At 68.7% G+C, this 24,612-nt stretch carries 23 protein-coding genes; 10 read left to right on the top strand and 13 right to left on the bottom strand.

All coding sequences use genetic code 11. From position 1 onward, the window contains the following. Positions 1-11: 11 nt before the first annotated feature. Positions 12-1,391, top strand: a complete 1,380-nt coding sequence (gene glnA, locus DU484_RS01655) for a type I glutamate--ammonia ligase (protein WP_114584459.1) — start codon at positions 12-14, stop codon at positions 1,389-1,391. Positions 1,392-1,449: 58 nt separating this feature from the next. On the opposite strand, the gene DU484_RS01660 is transcribed toward glnA, so the two are convergent. The 3 genes from DU484_RS01660 to DU484_RS19860 form a co-directional block, all read right to left on the bottom strand. After that, positions 1,450-2,322: a phosphatase PAP2 family protein gene (locus DU484_RS01660; protein ID WP_114604931.1), complete on the bottom strand. Its 873-nt coding sequence runs from the start codon at positions 2,320-2,322 to the stop codon at positions 1,450-1,452. Positions 2,323-2,364: 42 nt separating this feature from the next. After that, positions 2,365-3,600, bottom strand: a complete 1,236-nt coding sequence (locus tag DU484_RS01665) for a YihY/virulence factor BrkB family protein (RefSeq protein ID WP_114604932.1) — start codon at positions 3,598-3,600, stop codon at positions 2,365-2,367. Positions 3,601-3,669: 69 nt separating this feature from the next. Then, positions 3,670-3,822 carry a hypothetical protein gene (locus tag DU484_RS19860; protein ID WP_187347743.1) on the bottom strand — a complete coding sequence of 51 codons (153 nt, stop codon included), beginning with the start codon at positions 3,820-3,822 and terminating at the stop codon, positions 3,670-3,672. Between the two features lie 132 nt (positions 3,823-3,954). Here DU484_RS19860 and DU484_RS01670 point away from each other — a divergent pair, with 132 nt between their 5' ends. Then, positions 3,955-5,052, top strand: a complete 1,098-nt coding sequence (locus DU484_RS01670) for a site-2 protease family protein (RefSeq protein ID WP_114604933.1) — start codon at positions 3,955-3,957, stop codon at positions 5,050-5,052. Between the two features lie 77 nt (positions 5,053-5,129). Here DU484_RS01670 and DU484_RS01675 read toward each other — a convergent pair whose 3' ends face one another. From DU484_RS01675 to DU484_RS01690, 4 genes are all read right to left on the bottom strand, one after another. Then, a complete protein-coding gene (locus DU484_RS01675; RefSeq protein ID WP_114604934.1) occupies positions 5,130-5,810 on the bottom strand; it encodes a class I SAM-dependent methyltransferase in 681 nt (226 codons plus the stop codon). 132 nt (positions 5,811-5,942) lie between these two features. Next, positions 5,943-8,333: an amino acid permease gene (locus tag DU484_RS01680; protein WP_114604935.1), complete on the bottom strand. Its 2,391-nt coding sequence runs from the start codon at positions 8,331-8,333 to the stop codon at positions 5,943-5,945. 53 nt (positions 8,334-8,386) lie between these two features. Continuing rightward, on the bottom strand, positions 8,387-8,905 hold the full coding sequence (locus DU484_RS01685) for a hypothetical protein (protein WP_114604936.1): 519 nt from the start codon (positions 8,903-8,905) through the stop codon (positions 8,387-8,389). Between the two features lie 96 nt (positions 8,906-9,001). Next, entirely contained in the window at positions 9,002-10,114 is a 1,113-nt protein-coding gene (locus DU484_RS01690; protein ID WP_114584466.1) for a tRNA (guanine(26)-N(2))-dimethyltransferase, read from the bottom strand. 123 nt (positions 10,115-10,237) lie between these two features. Between DU484_RS01690 and DU484_RS01695 the strand changes: the two genes are divergently transcribed. From DU484_RS01695 to DU484_RS01705, 3 genes are all read left to right on the top strand, one after another. Next, entirely contained in the window at positions 10,238-10,585 is a 348-nt protein-coding gene (locus tag DU484_RS01695) for a hypothetical protein (RefSeq protein WP_114604937.1), read from the top strand. 35 nt (positions 10,586-10,620) lie between these two features. Continuing rightward, positions 10,621-11,781 carry an acyl-CoA dehydrogenase family protein gene (locus tag DU484_RS01700; RefSeq protein WP_114604938.1) on the top strand — a complete coding sequence of 387 codons (1,161 nt, stop codon included), beginning with the start codon at positions 10,621-10,623 and terminating at the stop codon, positions 11,779-11,781. An 83-nt stretch (positions 11,782-11,864) separates the two neighbouring features. After that, positions 11,865-12,167, top strand: a complete 303-nt coding sequence (locus DU484_RS01705; protein WP_114604939.1) for a DUF7853 family protein — start codon at positions 11,865-11,867, stop codon at positions 12,165-12,167. An 85-nt stretch (positions 12,168-12,252) separates the two neighbouring features. Here DU484_RS01705 and DU484_RS01710 read toward each other — a convergent pair whose 3' ends face one another. Continuing rightward, positions 12,253-12,732 carry a cupin domain-containing protein gene (locus tag DU484_RS01710; protein WP_114604940.1) on the bottom strand — a complete coding sequence of 160 codons (480 nt, stop codon included), beginning with the start codon at positions 12,730-12,732 and terminating at the stop codon, positions 12,253-12,255. Between the two features lie 88 nt (positions 12,733-12,820). Here DU484_RS01710 and DU484_RS01715 point away from each other — a divergent pair, with 88 nt between their 5' ends. Next, entirely contained in the window at positions 12,821-14,104 is a 1,284-nt protein-coding gene (locus DU484_RS01715; RefSeq protein WP_114604941.1) for an MFS transporter, read from the top strand. 24 nt (positions 14,105-14,128) lie between these two features. Here the strand turns inward: DU484_RS01715 and DU484_RS01720 are convergent, their stop codons facing one another. The 5 genes from DU484_RS01720 to DU484_RS01740 form a co-directional block, all read right to left on the bottom strand. Further along, positions 14,129-14,479, bottom strand: coding sequence for a hypothetical protein (locus DU484_RS01720; RefSeq protein ID WP_114584472.1), 351 nt, complete (start codon positions 14,477-14,479; stop codon positions 14,129-14,131). Between the two features lie 111 nt (positions 14,480-14,590). Next, positions 14,591-16,705, bottom strand: a complete 2,115-nt coding sequence (locus tag DU484_RS01725) for a (Fe-S)-binding protein (RefSeq protein WP_114604942.1) — start codon at positions 16,703-16,705, stop codon at positions 14,591-14,593. Positions 16,706-16,750: 45 nt separating this feature from the next. Further along, entirely contained in the window at positions 16,751-17,455 is a 705-nt protein-coding gene (locus DU484_RS01730) for an energy-coupling factor transporter transmembrane component T family protein (RefSeq protein ID WP_114604943.1), read from the bottom strand. Further along, positions 17,452-18,153, bottom strand: coding sequence for an energy-coupling factor ABC transporter ATP-binding protein (locus tag DU484_RS01735; RefSeq protein ID WP_114584475.1), 702 nt, complete (start codon positions 18,151-18,153; stop codon positions 17,452-17,454). The genes DU484_RS01730 and DU484_RS01735 overlap by 4 nt, the downstream gene beginning before the upstream one ends. Further along, positions 18,150-18,734 (bottom strand): biotin transporter BioY, encoded by a 585-nt coding sequence (locus tag DU484_RS01740; protein ID WP_114584476.1) that lies wholly within the window; start codon positions 18,732-18,734, stop codon positions 18,150-18,152. The genes DU484_RS01735 and DU484_RS01740 overlap by 4 nt, the downstream gene beginning before the upstream one ends. A 94-nt stretch (positions 18,735-18,828) precedes the next feature. Between DU484_RS01740 and DU484_RS01745 the strand changes: the two genes are divergently transcribed. From DU484_RS01745 to DU484_RS01755, 4 genes are all read left to right on the top strand, one after another. Continuing rightward, positions 18,829-19,335, top strand: coding sequence for a conditioned medium-induced protein 4 (locus DU484_RS01745; RefSeq protein WP_114604944.1), 507 nt, complete (start codon positions 18,829-18,831; stop codon positions 19,333-19,335). A gap of 67 nt (positions 19,336-19,402) precedes the next feature. Continuing rightward, positions 19,403-19,576 (top strand): hypothetical protein, encoded by a 174-nt coding sequence (locus tag DU484_RS19865; protein ID WP_187347744.1) that lies wholly within the window; start codon positions 19,403-19,405, stop codon positions 19,574-19,576. A 114-nt stretch (positions 19,577-19,690) separates the two neighbouring features. Beyond that, positions 19,691-24,310: an LAGLIDADG family homing endonuclease gene (locus DU484_RS01750; protein WP_114604945.1), complete on the top strand. Its 4,620-nt coding sequence runs from the start codon at positions 19,691-19,693 to the stop codon at positions 24,308-24,310. Continuing rightward, positions 24,310-24,591, top strand: coding sequence for a DUF7854 family protein (locus tag DU484_RS01755; RefSeq protein WP_114604946.1), 282 nt, complete (start codon positions 24,310-24,312; stop codon positions 24,589-24,591). Before DU484_RS01750 ends, DU484_RS01755 begins: the two co-directional genes overlap by 1 nt. The last annotated feature ends 21 nt before the right edge of the window (positions 24,592-24,612 follow it).

Genomic DNA, 24,612 nt, shown 5'->3' on the forward strand with positions numbered 1-24,612 from the left:
CTGTCCAGAACATGACGGACGAAAATACGGCGACTGACGGCGGTTTGACGGCGACAGAACAGGACGTGATCGACGAAATCGACGAGAAGAACGTCGACTTCCTCCGGCTCCAGTTCACCGACATTCTCGGGACGGTCAAGAACGTCTCGGTGCCGGCGACGCAGGCGGAGAAAGCGTTCACCGAGGGCATCTACTTCGACGGCTCCTCCATCGACGGCTTCGTCCGGATTCAGGAGTCCGACATGCGTCTCGATCCCGATCCGGAGACGTTCGCGGTCCTCCCGTGGCGGAACGGCGACTCCGACGGCGGCGCGGCGGCGCGACTCATCTGTGACGTCGTCGATACGTCGACCGGCGAGCCGTTCTCGGGCGACCCGCGTGGCGTCCTGAAAAACGCCATCGAGCGCGCCGAAGAGATGGGCTACAACGTCAACATGGCCCCCGAGCCAGAGTTCTTCCTGTTCGAGGAGGACGAGGACGGGCGCGCGACGACGAAGACGAACGACGCCGGCGGTTACTTCGACCTCGCACCCAAGGACCTCGCCTCGGACGTGCGCCGTGACATCATCTACGGCCTCGAGAGCATGGGCTTCGACATCGAGGCCTCCCACCACGAGGTGGCCGAGGGGCAACACGAGATCAACTTCACGTACGACGACGCCCTCTCGACGGCGGACAACGTCGCCACCTTCCGCTCGGTCGTGCGCGCCATCGCGGCGGAACACGACCTCCACGCGACGTTCATGCCCAAGCCCATCGCCCGGATCAACGGCTCGGGGATGCACACCCACATGTCGCTGTTCACCGAGGACGGCGAGAACGCCTTCCACGACGAGGACGACGAGTTCAACCTGAGCGACACGGCCAAGAGCTACCTCGCGGGCATCCTCGAACACGCGCCGGCCATCACGGCCATCGCCGACCCGACCGTGAACAGCTACAAGCGGCTGGTGCCCGGCTACGAGGCGCCGGTGTACGTCGCCTGGTCCGACCGCAACCGCTCGGCGCTCGTCCGCAAGCCCGCCGCGCGCGTCCCCGCGGCCTCCCGGATCGAGCTTCGGTCGCCCGACCCGTCGTGTAACCCCTACCTCGCCTTCGCGGCCATGATCCACGCGGGTCTCGACGGCATCGAGAACGACCTCGACTGCCCCGACCCGGTCCGCGAGAACATCTACGAGTTCGACGAGGAGAAACGCGAGGAGTACGGCATCACGACGCTCCCGTCGAACCTCGGCGAGGCCGTCGAGGCCTTCGAGGAAGACGAGGTCATCAAGAACGCGATGGGCGACCACGTCGCCGAGAAGTTCGTCGAGGCCAAGTCCCAGGAGTTCGGCGAGTACATCGTCGAAGTCTCCGACTGGGAGCTCGACCGCTACCTCGAGAAGTTCTGAGGACCGCCCCACCGACTATTTTTTCGCGCACGCGACGACGGCGAGCGACGCGGCCGACCTACGGCGGACGGGTCCGCGCGCCGCGCACCCACAGGCCGGGCGCGACGACGACCAGCGCGACGACGCTCCCGGCGAGGACGGCGGCGACGGCGAGCGAGACGTCGCCCTCGGCGACGAGGGTCGCGACGAAGCCGACGGCCGGGAGGACGACCACGGACGCGACGAGCTGTCGGGTCGTGCCGGCGGTTTCGGTCACGCGCTCCGCGACGACGCGCCAGCCGATCCAGCCGCCCGCGGCCGCGGCCACGGCGACGACGGTGTCGACGACGACCGTCACGCCCACCGCCACGAGACCGAGGCCGACGGCGAGGGCGAACGTCCGAGCCGCGGCGGCGGTGGATACGTCCTCGGCCCCCCACCCGGGACCGAGTCGGAAGGCGACGGCGAGGTAGCCGACGCCGACGGCGACGCCGACGATCACGTCGACGAGGTAGTGGACGCCGATGAGCACCCGCGAGGCGGCGACGAGGACGACGAGGGCGGCGGCGACGCCCGTCGCGCGCCGGTCGTCGGGGGCGACCAGTCGGGCGAGGCCGCCGTACACCACCGTCGCGCCGATGGCGTGGCCGCTGGGGAAGCCGAAGCCGTCCGTCCCGGCGTCGGGGGGACGCGGGAGCGCGAAGCCGTGCTTGAGCGCGAGCGTCAGCGCGAGCGCCCCGAGAGCGAGTGCGAGGGCCGTGGCCATCCGCGTCGACGGGACGTCGAGGTGGTCCGCGAGGAGGTAGCCGGCGGTCACGAGCAACAGGAGCGTCACCGGGTCGCCGAGATGGGTGAGCAGGTGAGAGAGGGCGACGACCGCGTCCGGGAGCGCCTCGACGACGCTCGCTTCGCCGACGCCGCGGTCGGCGACCGGACGGGCGACGCGGAGCATGGGTGGCCGATGGGGGCGAATCAGTTTATACTCCCCGGACGGTCAGCGCCGGAACCGGCGGAGCGAGTCGAGGGCCTGCCCCGGTTTGCCGAGCAGGGAGAGCCCCGCCCCGAAGATGACGAAGAGGACGTACAGCCCGAGCGTCGAGAGGAAGATCACGATCATGGCGACGAGGGCGACGAGATCGGAGAGCAGGTAGAAGGCGCCGAGGGTCATGACCGTCCCGTAGAGGAGGACGAGATAGGGACCCCAGCCGCGGGCGTGGCCGCGACGCATCCGCCGGCGGACGTACGCCTTGAGTTCCGACTCCAGCGCCGGCCGGTCGACCGTTCGGTCCTCCACGTCGGCCTCGAAGGCGTCCAGATCCTCGCGAACCTCGTCGACTCGGTCGGCGAGGTCCTCGATGTCCGGTGCCGGGGATGGATCCTTGTCGTCGCCGGTCATTGCCGTCGTCACGTCGTCTCGGTCCGGCGGGTGTTGTACCTGCCGATCCGAGTCGGTGAGCCGGTCGGCCCGGACGGCGTTGATCGTCGCGCCGACGAGGAGGACGAGGCCGGCGAGGTAGAACCACGTCACGAGCAGCAAGATCGCGCCGAGGGCGCCGTAGAGCGCGAACCGGCCGCTCGTCGTCGCGATGGCGGCATAGAGGGCGAAGGCCGTCCCGAAGATCGTCCACCCGCCGGCACAGAACAGCGTTCCTGGGAGCGCCTCGCGCGGCGCCAGATCGGCCGTGGGCGTCAGGTAGTAGACCGGAAAGAGCGCGGCGACGAGGACGACGAAGAAGGCCAGCGGGGCGAGGAGGGCGACGGGTGTCCGGAGGAGGGCGACGACGCCGACGAGGACGACGCCGCCGAAGGAGCCGACGCCGACGGCGGCGAGCACCGTCGCGCCGATCCGGAGGCTCCCGAGGAAGTCGCGGGCGGGGGTGCCGTAGATCCGGGCGAAGGCGGTGTCGATGCCGCGGAAGAGCTTGAGCGAACTCCAGAGGAGGAGGAGCAAGCCGACGAACGTGACGCCGCCCCGCCCCGTGGTGTTCGCCAGCGCCTCGCCGACGAGATCCTGCCCGACGGGGAGGAGATACCGATCGGCGAGGCCGAGGACGGCCGTCCGAAGCCCCGTCCCGCCCAGGACCGTGGCGACGACGGTCGTCAGGACGAGCAGGGGCAACAGGGAGACGAAGGCGTAGTAGGCGATGCTGGCGGCCAAGAGGGTGGCGTCCCGCGCCTGGACCTCGCGGACGACGGTCCGAACGAGGGCGAGCCGTGATCGAGCGGACACGCCGCCCGGTTCGCGCGGCGGCGACAAAAGCCCGTGCCCGTTCGTAGGTTGTTGCGAGTCGGTACAGTCTCAGTCGACGGGGGCGAAGTACGCCGCGGCGCCGTCGGCGTCGCCGAGTTCCGCGAGTCGCCCGTCCGCACACCGGTCGCAGCCGCTCGGCTCTTCGGGGGCGGCGTACACCGTTTCGCACCGTTCACAGGCGAAAAACCGGAGTCCGGGCACGGCTGTCGTTCGTGACGCGGGAGCATAAGCGACACGCCGAACCGCCCGATTCGACCGCGTGACGGCCCACGAACCGCAATCACGAGGGCGTCGGCCACGGGATACTAGTGGCTGTAGGCCCTACCGACGACGATGGACGAACCCACGGTTTCGGGCGATCTCCCCGACCCGGAGTCGCTCACGGACGCGTTTCTCGTATACGAGGTGGAGGCGGCCGAGGAGGGGGTTCGATACTACGGCGAACTCACCGAGGCGAGGGAGGCCGTCCTGCGGACGCTCGCCCCGGCGTTTCGCGAGCGGGGCTACCGCGTGACCCTCACCCGGGAGATGGGGGAGTACGTCCTCGTCGCGACGGAGCGGTCGACGGGGGTCGACGGCGTGCCGTGGACCCACGTCGCGCTGTTCGGGGCGACGCTCGTGACGACGCTCTATGCCGGCTCGCAGTGGTACGGCATCGACCTGCGCGCCGATCCGCTCGCCGTCGTCGGGGCGTGGCCCTTCGCCCTGTCGGTCCTGGGCGTCCTCGCGGTCCACGAACTCGGCCACTACGTTCTCAGCCGCCACCACGAGGTGGAGGCGTCGCTGCCCTACTTCATCCCGATTCCGAGCGTCCTCGGCACGCTCGGGGCGGTGATCCGCATGAACGACACCATTCCGAGCCGTCGCGCCCTGTTCGACATCGGCGTCGCCGGCCCCCTCGCCGGGCTGGGCGCGACCGTCGTCGTCACCGCAGTGGGCGTCTCGCTCCCGCCCGTCGCGTCGGGGTCGACGCTCGTTGCCGACCTTCAACTGGGCTACCCGCTCCTGGTGCAGGGCATCGCTGCCCTCCTGGGCGAGCCGTTGAGCTACGGGGCCGGACGGACGGTCAACCCGGTGGTCGTCGGCGGGTGGGTCGGCGCGTTCGTCACGTTCCTCAACCTGCTTCCGGTCGGCCAGCTCGACGGCGCCCACGTGACGCGGGCGCTCGTGGGGGAGCGCCTCGACTCGATCCAGCGGGTGATCCCACTCGCGCTGTTCGGGCTCGCGGGCTATCTCGTGGTGGTCGAGGGCGGCCGGGGCGCACAGATCTGGGCGTTCTGGGGCGTGCTGACCCTCCTGTTTTCCCGCGCCGGGAGCGCGACGCCCATGGACGAGACGCCGGTGGGCCCGAAACGGCGGGTTGTCGGCGCTCTGACGCTCGTGCTCGGGGTGCTGTGTTTCACGCCGGTCCCCATCGCGTTCGCGGGGTGAGACGGGGGACGGTGAGTCAGTGTCGGTTGGTCGCCGAGGCGGTCCGGAAAACAGGGACAGTGCTCCGTCCGAGTCGGCTACGGCGCGACGCCGACGGTCAGGAGCGTCCCCCACGTCCGGTAGCGATCCACCATCTCCTCGCGGGAGTCCCAGTCCTCGGTCGGGAACGCGTCGGCGGGCGGAATGTCGATTTCGCGGTCCGGAATGGTGTCCTGTTCGGCGACGTGGAAGCCGGCGTCGCGGAAGGCCTCGCGATAGCGCTCGCGGTCCCACAGCTGCATCTCGACGCCCACCGTCTCCTGCCACTCGTGGGTGTGGACGCTCTCCGCGAAGAAGTTGACCGCACAGAAGAACGTGCCGCCGGGGCGCAGGATTCGGCGGAGTTCCCGGAGGACGGCGTCGGGGTCTTGGGCGTAGTAAAAGGCCTCCATCGACCAGACGTGATCGACGCTCCCATCACGGAAGGGGAGGTGGCCGAAGTCGCCGCGGAGGAAATCGAGCAGGTCGTCGTCGGTGTAGCTCCGTGCGTTCCGCACCATCTCGCCGGAGGCGTCGAGGCCGACGCTCCGACCGACGTCGCGCGTCTCGCGGAGCGCCCGCAGGGCGTAGCCGGAGCCGGTGCCCAGGTCGAGCACCGTCTCGCCGGCTTCGGCGGGCATCCGGGCGAGGGCCTCCTTCGCCGTGTGCCAGTGTCGCTCCTCCATCCCCCGATCCTTCCCCTCGCTCGCCCACCGGTCGAACTCGGCTTGCACGCTCATTGTGGATGGGGAGGGAGCGGGCCCACTAATCGCTACTGATAGGGCGTATCGGGGGTGGTCGGAGATTCTCGGCGACGCCACGCAACGACGAACCCGGAAGCCGGTGGCGACGATACGCCCCGGATAACGCGGTCAGTGCGACCGGTTCTCGGCCGATGACGACGATTCGGATTCGTCGACGGGGCCGCGCCGCCGCCCGGTCAGGGCGCGGTAGACGGGGTAGACGTAGTCCTCGATGGGGCCGTGGACGCCGCGCGGACTCGCGTAGACGAGGACGGGCAGGTCCGCGCCTTTCGCGAGTTCGATGACGCGGTCCGGCGTGCTCCCGAACACCCACCGCCGGAGTCGCCGGGTGCGGGTGGCGCCGATGACGAGGATGCCACCGTTCTCCGCTGCAGTCCGGACGAGGCCTTCCGCGACGGAGGCGGCGGCGACGTTCTGAACCTCGACGGTCGGCGCATCGGCGAGTCGCGAGATGGTCGTCTCGGCGTTCTCCGGGCGTCCCTGTCCACCCTCCGGCGTGACGTTGATGACGTGGAGTTCGGTCCCCTCCTGTCCCATTCGTTCGATCAGCGAGAGGAGATCGAGGTGGTGCGGGCCGCCGCCGGCGCCGATGTTGACGACGCCGATGTCCGGATCGGAGACGCCGCTGGCAAAGAGGACGCCGCAGGGCGCGGAGTACTCCACCTGCTCCGCGATCCGGGTGTGTTCCTCGGGGTAGCCCATGAGAATCAGGTCGGCCCCGTCGTCGCGAGCGGTCTGGACGATGTCGAAGGCGACGTCCTGACAGATGTGCCCCTCGACGGTGTAGTCGACGTCGATATCCGCGTCCGCGAGTTGCGACTCGATGCGCTCGGTCCGCCGTCTGGCGGTGTCCTCAACGATTTCCCACGGCGTCTGGTCGGGGATGTGGGTGACGGTGACCACCTGCACGAGCGGGTCGTCGCTGCGGAGGCGGCCGAGCGTCGCGGCAAGCTGGGTGTACTGGGGCGCCCGCTCCGGACGCGCGACGGCGACGAGGATGCGGTGGCGCTCGCCCGCCGTTTCTTCCGCTTCCGCCCCGGCGGCTGCCGTCGTCTCGCCGGCCGCCGTCGGCCTAGACGGGGCCACCACCTGCTCGAACAGCTCCTCGACGCCGGGCGCGCCGCCCCAGACGAGGTACGCGGCGAGCATCCCGACCACGAGGAGGAGACCGACGATCACGCCCTTGACCGGGAGATTGTAGATGAGCGCGACGTTGGCGAGGATGCCGAGGACGGGGACGGCCGGAACGCCGGGGACGCGGAAGCCGCGTTCGAGGTCGGGGAAGCGCCGTCGGGAGTAGACGAGCGCGGCGTTGACGACCGAGAGGGGAAGCAGGAGGTTGAGCGTCGCGAAGCCGGTGAGCGTCGTGAGACCGAGTTCGGTCAGGGTGAGTGGGCCGACGGCAGGCAGGGTGACGGTGAGGTCGACCGGCACGATGCCGCCCTCAGCCGGGAACAGCCCGATGAAGACGACGATCATGGCGACGATGGTGGCCGTCGTCGCCATCACGCTCCAGAAGGGAGTGCCGTAGCGGGTGTGGATGCGGGCGAAGGGACGCGGCGCCTGTCCCTGCCGGCCCATCAGGGAGCCGATACCGCTGGCGGCGAGGACGCTGGCGTTGGAGGCGCTGACCATGCTGAACACCGCGCCGGCGACGATTAGCGACCGGCCGAGCGGACCGAGGAAGCCGGCGGCGACGCGGCCCATCGCCGTCTCGCCCTCCTGAGCGATCACTTCGGCCGGGACGGGCGAGTTGACCATCGCGACGATGACGAACGCGTAGAGGACGGTGACGGTGACGATGCTGGCGGCGATGGCCCGCGGCACGGTCTTGCGGGGTTCGATGATCTCGCCCGCGCTGGCGGCGATGGCGGAGAAGCCGAAGAAGGTGATGAAGGCGAGGGCGGCGATGGTGACGATGCCGACGGCGTCGGCGGTGAAGCGGGTGGTGAAGGTGTCGACGGCCACGGTCGGTCCGCGAAACGTGAACGCGCCGGCGACGAAGGCGACGAGGACGGCCACCTTCGCGCCGGTGACGAGCAGTTGGAAGGTGCCGCTCTCCTCGGTGCCCCGGGCGTTGAGCGTGCCCAACAGGACGGCCGCGACGACGCCGGTCGTCCCGTGCGGGAGGAAGTGCAGGGAGTCGGGGAGGATGAAGCGGACGAACCACTCGTCCATCGTCGCGAGATAGAAGGCGGTGGTGCCGGTGTAGCCCAGAAAGAGCATGGCGCCGACGGCGTAGACGAGCGTCTCGTGTTCGAAGGTGCGCGTCGAGAAGAGGTAGCCGCCGCCGTTCTCGGCGTAGATGGAGGCGAACTCGGAGTAGGAGGCGGCGGTGAGGCCGGCGACGACCGCCGCGAGGACGAAGGCGACGACGGCGCTACTGCCGATGGCGGCGACGGCGGTGCCCGACAGCGAGAAGATGCCCGCCGCGATCATGGTGCCCAGCCCGATCGCGAAGGCGATCTTGAAATCCAGCGTGCGTCTGTGCTCGACCATCACGTCCTCCTGCCCCGTCAGTCGTCAAAAATCACGGGGGTCGTTACGCGGAGTTAGAACAGCCCCTTGACCGTGTTGATGACCGTCCACGTCGCCTGCTTGACGAGTTTGCCGTCCTCGCCGTTGATCACGATACCCCGGACGGTGTTCCCGGTCCGCCGCCCGTTCTGGACGTGCTCGACGAACTGTGGGACGGGGTTGTCGAGGGCGACCAAGTTCTCGGCGGTGTCGCGGGTCATCAGCATCTTCAGGCTCGCGTCGTCGCGCCGGGACTGCCGGAGGTCGGTGATCGTTCCATCGGGACGCATGTAAAAGGAGAAGGCGACGTCCGTGTTGACGAAGTAGACGTTGACGACGTTGCCCGTGAGCTGGTTGTACACCTGCCGCTCGGCGAAGTTCATCTCGACGTCGCCGACGTTCGAGTTGAACCGCGGCTGCATGTCCTGCAGGTCGGCAAAGAGGTCGTCGGCCCACGCCGGCTGTGACGACTGGGCGGCGACTGGCACCCCCGCAGCGGCGAACGAGAGCGTGACGAGAACGGCGACCGCGGTTCGGGCGAGAAGCGATACCATACCGTACCGGACGCGGCCGGCGTATTTGTGGATTTGGGCTGGCGTCTCAGCGATGATACTCGCGACGTGGTGGTCGGCGGGCGCGCGGTCCCGCCGTCACGCCGTCGCGTCCCGAATCTCCTCGACCGACGCGTCCGTCTTGAACGCCGTCCCGTGGTAGTGGGCGCGGGAGGCCTCGAACCCGGCCGCCCGCAGGTCCGCGAGGAACTCGTCCATCGCGGGCGCGGACCGGGTCCACTCCTTGCAGAGGCGGTGCTGGTCGTAGTGAGTGGGTTCGTCGAGTTCCGTCGCCAGTCGGTCGAGCATCCGGCGGGCGCGGGCCGCCTCGCCCATCCCGTCGTCGACGCCCTCGCGGACGGCGGCGACGAACTCGCGGTCGCGGATCGCCCCCAGCCAGAGGGGACCGGCGGTGACGACGCGATTTCCTCCGCAGGCAGGACAGTCGTCAGGTGGGTGGGCGATCAGCCCCCACTCCGCCTCCCGGGTGAGACAGTCCTCGCAGTGGTGGACGTAGCCGAGTTCGTCGAGACACGCGTCGGCTTCGGTCGCCCGGCCGTCGAGTTCGAGGTAGGTGCGGGCGTAGTGGCGGGAGACGTGCGAGCAGATGGGGCGGGCGGCGGTGTCGTAGCGGGCGGCGGTGCGGACGAGGGCCGAGAGCAGGACCCGAAGCCCCATCTCGGGGTGGTAGTCGGTGTTCCGGGCGACGGCGCCGTAAGAGCGGACGCCGCTCTCGAAGTGGGCGCCACAGAGCGGCGCGGTGTCGGTGGCGGTGACACAGACGAGATCGCGGGCGTTGGCGAAGGCGGCGTCGGCGAACGGGATGGGGGTACCGAAGGGGTCGAGGTCGATCACGTCGGTCGTCGAGTCGTGCATATGGACGTTGGCGTCGCGTTCGATCACGTCGACGGCCAGTCCGTTGCGGTCGGCGTTCTCGCGGGCGAGCGAGACGGCGTCGGGGTCGGTGTCGAGAGCGGTCACGTCCCAGCCCTCGCTCGCGGCGCGACAGGCGCGGACGCCGCTGGCGGTCATGGCGTCCAGATACGTCTCGGCGCGGGGTTCGCGCTCCCGATAGGCGCGAAGGACAGCGACCGTCACGTCGCGGTTCAGTTCCTGCGTGGGGTTGTAGAAGACGCCCTCGCCACGGCCCTGGCTCGCGCCGTCGCGGGCGTCCTCGACTGCGAACTCGATGCTCCCCTCGGTGACGCGCATGGATCGAGTGGACGGTGAGCGCCGAAAAACGCCGCGGTTCGGCGTGACGGACGGCGGACGCCCGTCGCACGGCCGTCCGACCGACCGAACCGCTTTAGACGCGGAGGCCCAACGGTTCGCGTCGTGAGCGAGGTCGAGGACTGGCGCGAGGCGCTCTCGGCGGCCGGAGAGCTATCAGGCCCCATCGTCGACGCCATCCTCGCGACCCACGGCGACCGCGGGAGCCGGGCCATCGAGGCCGTCTCCGAGGAGCGGGTGAAGGAGTACCGCGATTTCACCGTCGTCGTCGGCCACGACGACGAGTACATCATCGAGGACGGCGGCTGTACCTGCAAGGACGCGGAGTACAACCTCGATACGGCCGATCCGTCCCAGCGGTGCTGGCACGCCCTCGCCGTCGACATCGCCGAACGGGTCGGTGCCGTCGACTACCACGACATGTGGTACTCCGAAGTGCGGGAGTTCATTTGAGGAAGGTCTTTCACCGACCCGCCCCGACCCCAGCCATGCTCGACTACGTCGACCTCGAAGCCGACCTCGGCGAGGAGGAGCGGCTGATCCGCGACACCGCCCGTCGGTTCGTCGACGAGCAGGTGCGCCCGGACATCGGCGATCACTTCCTCGACGGCACCTTCCCGACCGACCTGATCCCGGAGATGGGCGAACTGGGCTTCTACGGATCGAATCTCGACGGCTACGGCCTGCCGAACGTGAGCGAGCGGGCGTACGGCCTCCTGATGCAGGAACTGGAGGCCGGCGACTCGGGCGTGCGGTCGATGGCGAGCGTGCAGGGGGCGTTAGTGATGTACCCCATCCACCGATTCGGCACCGAGGGGCAGAAAGAGCGGTGGCTCCCCGAGTTGGCGACGGGTGCGGCCGTCGGCTGTTTCGGCCTCACGGAACCGGAACACGGCTCGGACCCCTCGTCGATGGCGACGCGGGCGGAGCGCGACGGCGACGGCTACCGGCTCACGGGGTCGAAGACGTGGATCACGAGCGCGCCCATCGCGGACGTGGCGGTGGTGTGGGCGCGGGACCGGAGCGACCCCGACGACCCGGTCCGGGGCTTCCTCGTCGAAACAGAGCGCGACGGCGTGCGGACGCCGAAAATCGACGAGAAACTCTCCCTCCGCGCGTCGATCACGGGCGAGATCAGCCTCTCGGACGCGTGGGTGCCCGGGGAGAACGTCCTCGACGTGACGGGGGTGAAGGGGCCGCTCTCCTGTCTCACGCAGGCGCGCTACGGCATCGCGTGGGGGGCCGTCGGCGCCGCGCGCGACTGCTTCGAGACGGCCCGGGAGTACGCGACGGAACGGGAGCAGTTCGGCAGGCCCATCGGGGGCTTCCAGCTCCAGCAGGAGAAGCTCGCGGAGCTGGCGACGCGGGTGACGACCGGCCAACTGCTGGCCCACCGCCTCGCGGACCTGAAAGAGCGGGGTGAGCTGCGCCCCCAGCAGGTGTCGATGGCCAAGCGCAACAACGTCCGGATGGCCCGTGAGGGGTCGCGGGTGGCCCGCGAAATCCTCGGCGGCAACGGCATCACGGCCGACTATCCGCCGATGCGCCACCTCGCCAACATGGAGACGGTCTACACCTACGAGGGGACCCACGACATCCACTCGCTGATCCTCGGCGAGGATCTGACGGGGCTGTCGGCGTTCGAGTAAGTGACGCGGTCGTGCGCAGCCGGCACCCAGCGGGCGTAGCCACAAAGGTCTCGTACCCCTACGGCCAATCGAGGTGAACAGTCATGTCCCCGACCACCTGTCACGGTCCCGACGGCGTCGACCTGTCCCGCGAGGAGGCGTGGGTGCTCCACGCCGCGGTGCTGGAGCACGTCGAACGGGTCGTCGCGGCCGACGGATCGCCGGATCGTTCCCTGACGGTCCTCGACCGGATCGAGTCGTGTGCGCCCCTCGACGCGGCCGACCGCGACGTCGTGCGTGAGGCGCTTTCGACGTACGACGCCCCCGACCGCGACCGGGCGTCGGTCGAGGCGATTCGGGCCGCCCTCCCGGCGCGTCGGACGGACGGGTGTGCGTCCCGCCGGTGACGACGACCCGTCTCGTAGGAGGTATCGTCACTGTCCAGGCCGGACCGTCTCGGCGAGAATCTCCGCTGGCTTCCGATAGTCCCCATCAGCCCTCGTCGAGCCAGTAGTCCACGTCGTCGCCGCGGCGGTAGTAACCCTCCACGATCCGTTCGTCGTCGCTCCCCGGCGCCGACCCCGCGTAGATGCCGATCTTGTCCGAGTCGGGGTAGACCGTCACGTCCGGGTCGTCCATCGTCGACAGCGCGAGATAGCGAAGCGACTCGTCGCCGTCGTTGATCACGCGGTGGCCGCCGTCCTCGCCGACCGGAAAGGTGACGTAGTCGCCGGAGGCGAGCGAATCGGTGCCGTCCGGGGTGCGGAGTTGACCCGAACCCGCGAGGACGTACAGCGCCTCCTCGTTGCCGGTGTGGTAGTGGAAAGGCCACGACTTCTTGCCGGGCGGGAGTTCGTACAGCGAACAGCCGAGGCGCTCGCCGCCCGCCGCGGCCGCGAGTTTCTTCCGCCGGAACGCCGTCTCGCCGTGCTCCGTCGTCGTCCAGTCCACGTCGGCCTCGTTGACGCGCATGGCACCCGTTCGGACGCCCGGCCGGTTAGGGGTTGGCGTCCGGCGCCCCGAAATATATATTGCTATTGAGTGCTATGCATGACAAGTTATGTCACGGTTTTCGGGAGGGCGGTGGAACGAGCGCTACGCCGCGCTGTCGGTGTGCGTGGGGTCGTACTTCGCGGTACGGCTCGCGCAGTTGCTCGTCAGCCCCGTCGTCCCGTCGCTCCGTGAGGCGTTCGGCGTCTCTCGGGGAGCCGTCGGGGCGATACTCACCGGCATGTGGCTGGTGTACGCCTGTTCGCAGGCACCGAGCGGTGCCGCCGGTGATCGGTACGGTCCCCGGCGGGTCGTCCTCGTCGCGCTCGGCTGTACGGCCGTCGCGGCGCTCGCACTCGCCGCGGCGCCGTCGCTGCTCACGTTCGGCGCCTTCGCGCTCCTGCTCGGGATGGGCGCCGGCCTCTACTACACCCCGGCGACGGCGCTGCTCGCGGCGCGGTTCGAGGACGTGGGACGGGTCATCGGCGTCCACCGCGTCGGCAGTCAGGCCGCGGGACTGGTCGCGCCCGCGCTGGCCGCGCTCCTCGGCGCCCGGTTCGGCTGGCGCGTCGCCCTCGGGAGCGGCGCCATCGTCGCCGTCGTCGTCCTCGGCGCCGTCCTCGTCGGCGGTCGGTCGCGTTCACGTCCGCGACCGACGACGCGGACGGACGGCGGCGCGGCGGTGCGGCCACGCACGCTGGTGGGCGTCCTCTCGCGGCCGGCGGTCGCCTTTTCGACGATCCTCGCCGCCGTGGGGGAGTTCGCCGCGCTGACGACCGTCTCCTTTCTCCCCACCTTCCTCGTCGACCACCACGGCCTCCCGTTGCCGACGGCCGGGGCGCTCTTCGGGGCGTACTTCGTCGTCGTGGCGTCGCTCCAGCCGGTGAGCGGGTGGTTCTCGGACCGGTTCGGCCGCGACGCCGTCACCGCCGCGCTGTTCGCCGCGGGGGCCGTCGGCTACGCGACGCTCGCGCTCGGATCGGGACTCGCCGCCGCCGTGCCGGCCGTGGCGCTCGTCGGCATCGCGATGGCGTGGGGGCCGCCCGTCCAGTCGCGGGCGGTCGACGCCCTCGCCGACGCGGAACGTGGCGTCGGCTTCGGCGCCGTCCGCACGGGCTACATCCTCGTCGGGGCGCTCGGCCCCGTCGTCGTGGGCACCCTCGCCGACGGCGCGGGGTGGGGGGTCGGCTTCGGCCTGCTCGCAGGGGTGTTGACGCTCGCGGCCGTCGCGCTCGTCGGCGCACAGCTCGTCGGTCGGGGACGGCGGCCGCTCGGCTCGGGGGCGTTCGGGCTGTTCACCCCGTCGCAGGATGGCCGTGGCGGCGACCGACGCCACGGCAACGTCGACGACTGACGACCGCCGTCCGGGAATGCGGTCCTAGCCGTCGTCGTCCGATCCGGGCTCGACGTCGATGTGGTGTGGCCCGTCTCGGTCGGTGTCGTCGCTTCCACCCAGAAGCGTCGATTGGATGTCCTTGGCGAACGACTCGACCTGGTGTCGGAGCGTCTGCATCTCGTCTTCGAACGCCTCGACGGAGCGGTCGACGTAGTGGACCCGCTGGTACGGGATGCGACGGACGATGTCGTTGCCCGCCTCGTCCTCGTCGAGTTTGACGATCCAGTGGTCCTGAAAGTAGGCGATGCGCTCGTTGTCGACCGTCCGCTCGACGGTGCCCTCGTCGGGGTCGTCGTAGACGATGATCGCCTCGCCGAGATTCGGCTGGGCCATGTCTCGGCGTGTCCCTCCACGCTTGTAGGTCCGTCGGCGGCGCTGGGCGACTGAAGCCGTCGGCGACGCCCCCGATGAACGCCGCACGCGGTGAGAACGGCGACGGCAGTCTCAGTCCGCCGGCGTACCGGGCTGGCCGTCTGCATTCGCCGCCGCGCCGTCGTCCGCGGCGTCCATCGCTTCCACCAACAGCTCGGTCAGATCCAGGATTTCGAGGTCGTCCTCGAACCCACCCGTCTTCCGCCCGTCCTCGAACATCGTCGTACACATCGGGCAGGCGACGACGAACTGCTCCACGTCGCCGTCGGTGTCGGCCACGGCTTCACGGAGGCGCTCCTCGCTCGGTTTCATCTCCTCTTCGACTTCGGTCCAGACGCCGCCCCCGCCGCCGCCACAGCAGAAGGAGTCCGCGCGGTTGCGCGGCATCTCCGCGAGCGTCGCGCCCGTCGCGCGCACCAGTTCGCGCGGTGCCTCGTACACGTCGTTCATGCGCCCGAGGTGACAGGGGTCGTGGTACGTGACGGTCCGGTCGAGGGCGGCGGGCACGTCGAGGCGACCCTCGCGCACGAGGCGTTCGACCACCTCCGTGTAGTGGGAGACGGGGTAGTCGAACTCCTCGCTCATCTCGGGGTACTCGTGGGTGAACGTGTTGTAGCTGTGCGGGTCGGTACAGACGATCTCCTCGAACTCGGCGTCGGAAAAGGCGGCGGCGTTGTCCTCGACGAGCATCTCGTAGAGGCCCTCCTCGCCGACGCGTCGCACGTCGTTGCCGTCGTGTTGCTCGTCTTCGTAGAGGATGCCGTAGGAGACGCCCGCGGCCTCGAAGATGCGGGCGAGCGACCGCGCGACGCGCCGGTTCCGCTCGTCGTAGGAGGGATAGTCGCCGACGTACCAGAGCAGGTCCACGGCCTCCTCGCGGGCGTCGGGCACCTCGAAGTCGAGGTCCTCGGTCCACTCGGGGCGCTTGCGGGCTGGGTCGCCGAAGACGTTGCCCTGCTGGAAGGCGTTCATCATCGCGTCCTGCACGTGGGGGTCCATCTCCCCCGACTCGGTGAGCCGGCGATTCATCCCCGTGAACTGCTTGACGTGCTCGATATCGACGGGACAGGCGTCCATGCAGGCCATACAGGAGAGGCAGGCGTGCATCGACTCGGCGTCGATCACGCTCTCGCCGCCGTCCGCGACGATGGGCACCTCCTCCCGGTCGCCCGCCGCCCGCCCCTCGCGGTAGGCCTTCAGGTCGAGGATGACGTTCCGCGGGTCGAGGTTGCGGCCCACCTCGTTGGCCGGACAGACGGAGGAACACCGACCGCAGGTGGTGCAGGCGTCCTGGTCGAGGCGTTCGCGCCACGTGAAGTCGTCGACGGAGCCGGTGCCGATTTCGTCCGGCGGCAGGTCGGCGGGGACGCCCGGGAGGCGCTTGCCCGCCTTCTCGTCGCGGGTGACGATGTTCGCCATCGACGTGAGCATGTGGACGGGTTTGGCGTAGGGGAGGAGGGCGACGAAGCCGAGCGCGAGGAGGGCGTGGCTCCACCAGACGGCGGCGTAGGCCGCCTCGGCCATGGCGGGCGAGATGCCCGCGGCCCGCCCCGCGAGGGCGAGGGCGTAGCCGACGAAACTCACCGTCTCGAAGTCGGGGAAGCCGGTGCCGAGGATGCGGAGCGCCTCGACGACGTAGCCGCCGACGCCGAGGGCAAAGAGGGTGAGGACGAAGGCGTCGTCCTCCAGATCGGTGTGTTTCCCCCACAGCCGCGGGTCGCGGACGCCGTAGCGCCGCCAGAGCGCCATGCCGACGCCGACGACGAACAGGAGGCCGAGCGCGTCCATCACCAGCGAGTACGAGAGGTAGAAGTCGCCGACGAAGAAGGACGGCTGGCCCAGCAGTTTCGTCCAGATGTCCATGTCGACCGCGAGGATGGTCGTCCCGATGAGCAGGGTGAGAAAGCCCCACACGATGAACGTGTGCATGACGCCGGCGTAGGTGTCGCGGTCGAACTGCGCCTCGTTGGAGAGGAGGAGGCGAGTCGCGTGGGCGATACGGCCGGGCAGGTCGTCGAGGCGGTCGAACGGGTCGGCCGGCGCCGACGCGTACTCCGTGATGCGGGCGTAGACGCCGTAGCCGAAGACGAGGATGGCGACGGCCGCGAGGTAGTAGAACGCGGCCTCGCCGACGGGACCGATGGTCCAGAACGTCTCCCGCGTGACGGTCGTCTGGAGGACGGGCATACGTAGTGGGCGGCGCAGGTGGGGGTTAAAGGTTGTCACACCGCATCAGAGAACGGCCCACACCACCAGCCCCACGCCCACCAGCGCCGCGGGCGCGTCCCGCCACGTCGCGGAAAGCGGCGGCAACGTCGGGTTCCACGCGAAACAGCGAGCCTGCAGGGCGAGCGCGAAGCGGTCGGCGCGGGCGAACACGCGCCGGAGGCCGGTGACGCCGATCAGCCGAATCCGCTCCCGGAGCGACCGTTCGGAGCCGAGACGGGCGTCCATCGCCGACCGGATGGAGGCGAGGTCGTCGCGCAGGAGGGGGAGAAAGCGGAGGACGAACCCGACGCCGGCGCCGAGGACGACGCCCGCGCGGCCGGGGAGGAGCCACTGGATCGCCGCCCGCGACTCCCGGACCCGTGTGGTGCGGATGTACGCCGTCGAGACGAGCAGCAGGAGGAGGACCCGATAGCTCGCCAGCGCGGGCGTGACGGCGTCGGCGGGGACGAACCACGGCGCCCCGAGCGTCGCGCCCTCGACGAGGGGCGCGGCGACGAGGAAGGGGAGGAAGGCGCGGTAGGAGCGCAGGCTGGCGAGAAGCGGCGTCGCCGCCAGCCAGCAGACACAGAGGACGAAGGCCGTCAGGGCGACCAGCCCGCGGGGCGTCGTATGCGCGAAGGCCGCGACGGCGACGGCGGCCTGCACGAACAGCTTGCTCCGGGGGTCGAGGCGGTGGACGAGGGTGTCGCCCGCGGCGTAGGTGATCATGGGGGGCGGACGCCGAGTTCGCGCAGCGCGGCCGGCGACGGGTCGGCGGCGTCGAGGGCGACCGAGCCGTCCGAGAGGACGACGACCCGGTCGGCGAGGGACGTGAGGTCCCGCAGGTCGTGGGTGACGACGACGACGCTGACGCCGTCGGCGTCGAGGGCCGCCAGCCGATCCAGCACCGACTCCCGCGCACGCAGGTCGAGGCCGGTGAACGGTTCGTCGAGGACGAGGTGGTCCGGCGCCATCGCCAGCGCGCCCGCGATGGCGACGCGTTCGCGCTCGCCGCCGGAGAGTTCGTCGATGCGGTCGGTCTCCCGCCCCTGCATCCGCACGGCGTCGAGGGCGTCGTCGACGCGGCGGTCGATCTCCGCCCGATCCAGCCCGAGGTTCTCCGGGCCGAAGGCCACGTCGGCGCCGACCGTCGCCGCGACGAAGCCGTCGCGGGGGTCCTGAAACACCATGCCGACGGCGGTGCGGGCGGCGACGAGGTCGTCGGCGACGGGGCGGCCGTTCACGCTGATGTCGCCGGCGTCGGGCGTCAGGAGGCCGTTGAAGCCGCGGACGAGCGTCGTCTTCCCCGATCCGTTGGGGCCGGCGAGGACGAGGAACTCGCCGTCGGCGACGGTGAGGGAGACGCCGTCGACGGCCGGCGCCCCCTCGCCGTAGCGGTACGTGTAGTCCGCGGCCGTGATCGTCATCGCGCGACCAGACCCTCGCTCCGGACGATGGCCACCGTCGCGGCGACTTTCAGCCCCGCGACGGGCAGGAAGGGGACGACGACGGCGGAGACGGAGGCGACGAGGCCGATGGCCTGGACGAGGGCGTAGCCGACGGCGCCGCCGGCGTAGACGACGGCCGATCCCGCGATCAGCGCGGCGACGACGCGCGGGACCGGAATCTCGCCGGGGGCCGTCAGCCCGTCGGTGCCGTGGGCAACCGCGCCGATGGCCATGGCCCCGAGGGGGAAGCCGATCAGAAAGCCGCCGGTCGGGCCGAGGATGACGCCGAGACCGGCGTTACCGCCGGCGAAGACCGGCAGGCCGATCAGGCCGGCGAGCAGGTAGAGGGTGAACGCGACGCCCGCCCACAGGGGACCGAGGACGAGGCCGGCGAGGTAGACCCAGAGCGTCTGGAGCGTGATCGGGACGTTCGGCGCGAGAGGGTGAACCATGTCCACGGGGGCCGTGGCGCTGGTCGCCGCCGCGAACAGCACCGCGCGGGCGACGTTACCCGTCACCTCGTCGCCGACCAGTTCGACGGAGTCCGTTGGAGTCGCCATACCGGCGCCTCGTCGGTAAACCACTTAATTTGTCAGGGTTGACGAACTGCCCGCCGATGGGTTTTTGACCGGGAACGAACTGTCTACACGTAGTATGGACGACAAGACCGCGGAGCTACGCGACATCTTCCTCGACGCGACGGACGGCGAGGGAACGGTGACGGAGCGACAGGCCGAGCGCCGCGGGTCACTCGTCGACGTCGACGACCCCGAGGTGGTCGACGACCGACTGCGCGAACTGGTCGCGACCATGCGCGAGCGCTACGACTTCGAAACCGACCTCGACCCCGACGCCTACGTCCGCCTGATTCGCGGGTTCTACGACGGCGACGACGACGCGGCGCTAGCCGAGGCACTCGGTGTCGACCAGAAGGCCGTGGTCCGGGCCCGACTCGACTGCCATCTCGTCCGCGAGAGCGACGGCGACACGCCCGCCGTCGAGGCGAGTCGAGGACGAGCAACCCGCGCCAACGGCCGCTTCCGCGACGCCTTCGTCGAACTCCTGACGGACGACGACCTGTCCGGTCGTCTCGCGAGCGACTCCCGCGAGGACGGGTTGCGGGAGGCGACCGAGGACATCGAGACGAACGTGTCGCTCTGACGGTGTGTGCAACGCGCATTTGAGCGTCGAGAAGGCACTTACCCGGACGCGGCGTCACGGTCGGTGCATGGTACACTGTCCCGAGTGTGACGCAGATATCGCCGAGGAATCGGACGTCGAGTTCGTCGACATGGACTCGAAGATGGCCGGGCTGTTCCGGTCGTCCAAACGCTTCTACGTCGTCGCGTGCAACGACTGCGGCACCGCCATCGGAAGCGGGGTCGCCGGCGGCGGTGGCTGAGAACGGCCCATAGCAAGCCGTTAGCGTCCGAATACGCCCCTGTCGTCGGGGCAAGGAATCCGCGAACGTCGCGGTAGCGAAGACTCTTAGGGCATCCCGCGCAAGGGAGATTCAATGGCGCAGTCGTCGCCGAATCAGGAACTGGTCGACCGCTTCGTCCGGTTCTACCGGAACTACTACCGCGACGCGATCAGCCAGCTCGCCCAGCGGTACCCCAACGAGCAACGCTCTCTCCACGTCGACTACGACGACCTCTATCAGTTCGATCAGGACCTCGCCGACGACTACCTCTCCCAGCCCGACCAGATCGGCGACTTCGCGGAGGAAGCCCTCCGGGTGTACGATCTCCCCGCCGACGTGTCGCTCGGCCAGGCCCACGTCCGCCTGCGGAACCTCCCCGACAACGTCGACATCCGGTCGATCCGCGTCCACGACAACCACGTCGGGCGGATGATCGCCGTCTCGGGCATCGTCCGCAAGGCGACCGACGTGCGGCCGAAGATCACCGAGGCGGCCTTCGAGTGCCAGCGCTGTGGCACCATGACGTACATCCCCCAGTCCGACGGGGGCTTTCAGGAACCCCACGAGTGTCAGGGCTGTGAGCGACAGGGCCCCTTCCGCGTCAACTTCGACCAGAGCGAGTTCGTCGACTCCCAGAAGCTCCGCGTACAGGAGTCGCCGGAGGGACTCCGCGGCGGCGAGACGCCCCAGAGCATCGACATCGACATCGAGGACGACATCACCGGCAAAGTGACCGCCGGCGACCACGTCACCGTCACGGGCGTCCTCCACATCGACCAGGTGACCGAGGGCAACGAGAAGTCCCAGCTGTTCGACCTCTACATGGACGGCGTCAGCGTCGAAATCGAGGACGAGCAGTTCGAGGACATGGAGATCAGCGAGGCGGACAAGCGGGAGATCATCGAACTGTCGAACCACCCCGACATCTACGGGGAGATGGTCGCCTCCGTCGCCCCCTCCATCTACGGCTACGACGAGGAGAAACTCGCGATGATCCTGCAGTTGTTCGCGGGCGTGACCAAGACGCTCCCCGACGGCTCGCGGATTCGGGGTGACCTGCATATGCTGTTGATCGGGGATCCGGGGACTGGGAAGTGCCAGAAATTCGATACAAACGTCGTTCTCGGCGACGGAACTGAACGGCAACTCGGAGAACTGGTCGAATCACGGTTGGAAAATCCTGTGCCGGTCGACGACGGGGTCTATCAGTCGGTCGACTTCCCCGTCCGGACGGTGACGGCCAGCGGGAAAATTACCCGTGGACAGGCGACAAAAGTCTGGAAGCGGGACGCACCCGATCGGATGTACCGCATTCGCACCAAATTCGGTCGGGAGGTGGAAGTAACGCCGTCACACCCCCTGTTCGTTCCCGGAGACGGGCGCATGGACGCAACGAGAGCCGACAAACTCGAAGTCGGCGATCGTATCGCAGCGCGTCGAAGCGGCGTAATCGACGGCGTGGGGAACGAATCGACGACGCCGACTTCTCCCGTCCCAGATGGTGGTTCAACTGCCGCCGACGGGATGGAGATTCACGACGACATCCGCTGGGACCACATCGAATCCATCGAACCGGTCGCCCCCGACTACGACTGGGTGTACGACCTCGAAGTCGCGGGCACGCATACGTATCTCGGCAACGGAATCGTCTCGCACAACTCGCAGATGCTCTCGTACATCCGCAACATCGCCCCACGCTCGGTCTACACCTCGGGGAAAGGCTCGTCCTCGGCTGGCCTCACGGCCGCCGCCGTCCGCGACGACTTCGGGGAAGGCCAGCAGTGGAGCCTAGAGGCCGGGGCGCTCGTGCTGGCCGATCAGGGGATCGCCGCCGTCGACGAACTCGACAAGATGCGGTGTGTGACTGGCGACACGCTGGTCCACTTGGCCGACGGCACGGTCCAGCGTATCGAGGAAGTAGCACGCGACGCCGCCGCCACGGGAACGATCGAAGAACTCGACAACGGCCGGACAATCAGGGACGTCGACGTCGACGCGTGGACCATGACCGACGACGGCCGGATCGTCTCTCGGCCCGTGACAGCCATCCACGAGTACGTGGCACCGGAGCAACTGACCGAAGTGCGACTGGAGACGGGCGAACGGCTCACCTCGACGGCGGATCATCCGTTCTTCGTCTTCGAAGACGGGAAACGGGTGGAACGGGCGGCCAGTGATCTATCGTCCGGAGACTGGGTGTACGTGCCACGGGAGGTGCCACAGTCGGCGACGGACGGCGGTAGTCTGACTAGTCGTCCAGAGTCGGGAGAAGATCCGATCGCCGAACACGAGGAATCGATCAGCCCCGCGTTGGGAGCGATTCTCGGCTATCTTTCCGGCGACGGGAACGTCTTCTACGATCGCGACCACGGCAGTTACGGGATCCGATTTACGAACGCCGAAGAGGAACTACTCTCCGACTTCGAGCGCGTGTGTGGGGAGGCGTTCGACGCGGACCCGATTCGAGCCCCCAGCGAACAGCGCGCCGACGGCGTCGAGACGATTCGACTCTGCGGACGGGAGTACGCCGACGCCGTACTCGATGCAGGCATGAATCTGAAGACGTACGACCGGAAAGCCTTCCCCGACGGGGTCTCGGGCGCTTCGAGACGGAGCAAAGCCACTTTCGTTCGCGCACTCGCTGACAGCGAAGGAAACGTCGACACAGAGACGGGGAACGTACGGATCTTTTCGGCGAGCTATGAACTGCTCCTCGGAACGAAACAACTCTTGTTGGAGTTCGGCGTGTCGAGCCAAATTCAAACACGTGAGCGCGACGACAGCCGCGACGTGTACGTCCTTGCCATCACCGCTGCCGACTCGCTTGAGGCGTTCGCTCGTCATATCGGCTTCGTCCTCGATCGGAAGGCGTCGGCACTCGAAACCGTTCGAGAGAGCGCGGTGGGCAACCGAACGATACTGGACGTGATTCCGTCGTGTGGCGGTCTGCTCGCCGAATTACGCGACACGCTCCGTCTGTATCAAAGCGAATGCGGTATCGAGAGTCCCACGTACTGTGACTTTGAGAACGGCAACGCGAACGTCTCACTTCGACTCGGGTGGAAGATACTCGACGCGTTCGAACAGCGACGAGCAATGGCCTCGGAAGATCTGGCTGAATTGGATTCGAACCCGGAGTGGGAAACCCTCTCAGCGTTGCAGGATCGATACCACGTCTCACAGTCGGAACTCGCGTCGCGGATGGACGGCGTCACGCAGCAAGTAATTTCCAGCAACTGGCAGACGGACACGTCACTCCGGCCGAGGATCGCCGACGCGCTTCGAGATGTATTGCGGAACGTAGCACGGACGGACCTCACACCATTCAGAGAACTGCTCGAAGGGGACGTGAAATGGCGTCGCGTCGCCGACGTGGCGACGACTGTCGGAGACGAGGACGACGATCGGATCGAACGACTCGAACACGAACTGGCCGACGAACTCGGCTGCGACAAGGACGAAGCAGTCGAACACGCCAGGCGACTCCTCGCCGCCGATCCCGATCCCGAAACGTGGAGCGAGATTCGAGAACTCGCGGCGCAGTACGGTATCTCGTTGACTTTGCTCGCCGACGACCTTGACGTCGATGCATCAACGCTCTCACGCTGGACTCGGGGCGTCGTCGAGACGGGTCGGTTCGACGACGTACGAACCGTCGCGCTCGATCGGATCGAGGGCGTGCGACGCGACTTGCGGGAGATCATCGGGGAAATTACCGAACGGGAAGCACCACCACGCGTCTACGACCTCACCGTCGACGGCACCCACAACTTCGTCGCGAACGGGATGGTGGTGCATAATTCCGAAGATCGATCTGCAATGCATCAAGCATTGGAACAGCAAGAAATTAGTATAAGTAAAGCTGGAATAAATGCCACCCTCAAATCCCGCTGTTCCCTGCTCGGTGCCGCGAACCCCAAGTACGGCCGGTTCGACCAGTACGAACCAATCGGCGAACAGATCGACCTCGAACCCGCGCTCATCTCTCGGTTCGACCTGATCTTCACCGTGACGGACCAACCGGACCCGGACGAGGACGCCGCCCTCGCGGAGCACATCCTGCGGACCAACTACGCCGGCGAACTCGAAACCCAGCGGACGAAGGTGGCGAACTCGAATCACAGCGCCGAGGAAGTGGCCTCGGTCACCGACACGGTCGAACCCGCCATCAACCCCGACCTCCTGCGGAAGTACATCGCGTACGCCAAGCGCACCTGCTTCCCGACGATGACCGACGCGGCGAAGGAAGCGATTCGGGACTTCTACGTCGACCTGCGCGCGAAGGGGGCCGACGAGGACGCGCCGGTGCCGGTGACGGCGCGAAAGCTGGAGGCGCTGGTCCGACTGGCCGAGGCGAGCGCCCGGGTGCGCCTCTCCGATACCGTGGAGAGCGAGGACGCCACCCGCGCGACCGACATCGTCCGCTCCTGCCTGCAGGACATCGGCGTCGACCCCGAGACCGGCGAGTTCGACGCCGACGTGATCGAGACGGGGACCTCGAAGAGCCAGCGCGACCGCATCAAGAGCATCAAGGACGTGATCGAGACGGTCGACGCCGAGTACGAGAGGGAAGCGGGGGCGCCGCTCGAGGCCATCGTCGAACGCGCCGAGGCGGAGGGCATCGAGGAGTCGAAGGTGATGGATCAGATCGAGCAGTTGCGCCGGAAAGGCGACCTGTACAGCCCGAAGACGGATCAGTACAAGGTGGTGTGATGGACCGCATCTCCGCGATCCGAAACGTCGAGCAGGCGCTTCGGGAGTTCGAGGCCGGCGAGGCCGACCTCGCGGCGACCGAGGAACGCGTCCTGGCGGCACTGCGGACGTACGCGACCGAGTTCGACGACGAGACGGGGCTGGCGGCGTACGTCGGCCGCGGCGACGAGGCCGTCGAGGGCGTGGTCGTGGTGGCGTCGTCACGCGCCGAGGCCCGGGACCGGATCGCCGAGCACGCGTCGGGCGCGCCGGAGACGTTCGACATCGAGCAGGTGACGTAGGCTGCCGGTACCGACAGCGTT

Source organism: Haloplanus rubicundus, from assembly GCF_003342675.1.
In the GTDB taxonomy this organism is placed as follows: domain Archaea; phylum Halobacteriota; class Halobacteria; order Halobacteriales; family Haloferacaceae; genus Haloplanus; species Haloplanus rubicundus.

Excerpts from the sequence above, each read along its gene's own strand:
- DU484_RS19865 (WP_187347744.1), top strand. The coding sequence starts at position 19,403 with ATGGTACACTGTCCCGAGTGTGACGCAGATATCGCCGAGGAATCGGAC.
- DU484_RS01675 (WP_114604934.1), bottom strand. The coding sequence starts at position 5,810 with ATGAGCGTGCAAGCCGAGTTCGACCGGTGGGCGAGCGAGGGGAAGGAT.
- DU484_RS01710 (WP_114604940.1), bottom strand. The coding sequence starts at position 12,732 with ATGCGCGTCAACGAGGCCGACGTGGACTGGACGACGACGGAGCACGGC.
- DU484_RS01705 (WP_114604939.1), top strand. The coding sequence starts at position 11,865 with ATGTCCCCGACCACCTGTCACGGTCCCGACGGCGTCGACCTGTCCCGC.
- DU484_RS01680 (WP_114604935.1), bottom strand. The coding sequence starts at position 8,333 with ATGGTCGAGCACAGACGCACGCTGGATTTCAAGATCGCCTTCGCGATC.
- DU484_RS01750 (WP_114604945.1), top strand. The coding sequence starts at position 19,691 with ATGGCGCAGTCGTCGCCGAATCAGGAACTGGTCGACCGCTTCGTCCGG.
- DU484_RS01690 (WP_114584466.1), bottom strand. The coding sequence starts at position 10,114 with ATGCGCGTCACCGAGGGGAGCATCGAGTTCGCAGTCGAGGACGCCCGC.
- DU484_RS01660 (WP_114604931.1), bottom strand. The coding sequence starts at position 2,322 with ATGCTCCGCGTCGCCCGTCCGGTCGCCGACCGCGGCGTCGGCGAAGCG.
- DU484_RS01730 (WP_114604943.1), bottom strand. The coding sequence starts at position 17,455 with ATGATCACCTACGCCGCGGGCGACACCCTCGTCCACCGCCTCGACCCC.
- DU484_RS01755 (WP_114604946.1), top strand. The coding sequence starts at position 24,310 with ATGGACCGCATCTCCGCGATCCGAAACGTCGAGCAGGCGCTTCGGGAG.
- DU484_RS01715 (WP_114604941.1), top strand. The coding sequence starts at position 12,821 with ATGTCACGGTTTTCGGGAGGGCGGTGGAACGAGCGCTACGCCGCGCTG.
- DU484_RS01685 (WP_114604936.1), bottom strand. The coding sequence starts at position 8,905 with ATGGTATCGCTTCTCGCCCGAACCGCGGTCGCCGTTCTCGTCACGCTC.
- DU484_RS01735 (WP_114584475.1), bottom strand. The coding sequence starts at position 18,153 with ATGACGATCACGGCCGCGGACTACACGTACCGCTACGGCGAGGGGGCG.
- DU484_RS01745 (WP_114604944.1), top strand. The coding sequence starts at position 18,829 with ATGGACGACAAGACCGCGGAGCTACGCGACATCTTCCTCGACGCGACG.
- glnA (WP_114584459.1), top strand. The coding sequence starts at position 12 with ATGACGGACGAAAATACGGCGACTGACGGCGGTTTGACGGCGACAGAA.
- DU484_RS01725 (WP_114604942.1), bottom strand. The coding sequence starts at position 16,705 with ATGCCCGTCCTCCAGACGACCGTCACGCGGGAGACGTTCTGGACCATC.
- DU484_RS01670 (WP_114604933.1), top strand. The coding sequence starts at position 3,955 with ATGGACGAACCCACGGTTTCGGGCGATCTCCCCGACCCGGAGTCGCTC.
- DU484_RS01720 (WP_114584472.1), bottom strand. The coding sequence starts at position 14,479 with ATGGCCCAGCCGAATCTCGGCGAGGCGATCATCGTCTACGACGACCCC.
- DU484_RS01740 (WP_114584476.1), bottom strand. The coding sequence starts at position 18,734 with ATGGCGACTCCAACGGACTCCGTCGAACTGGTCGGCGACGAGGTGACG.
- DU484_RS01700 (WP_114604938.1), top strand. The coding sequence starts at position 10,621 with ATGCTCGACTACGTCGACCTCGAAGCCGACCTCGGCGAGGAGGAGCGG.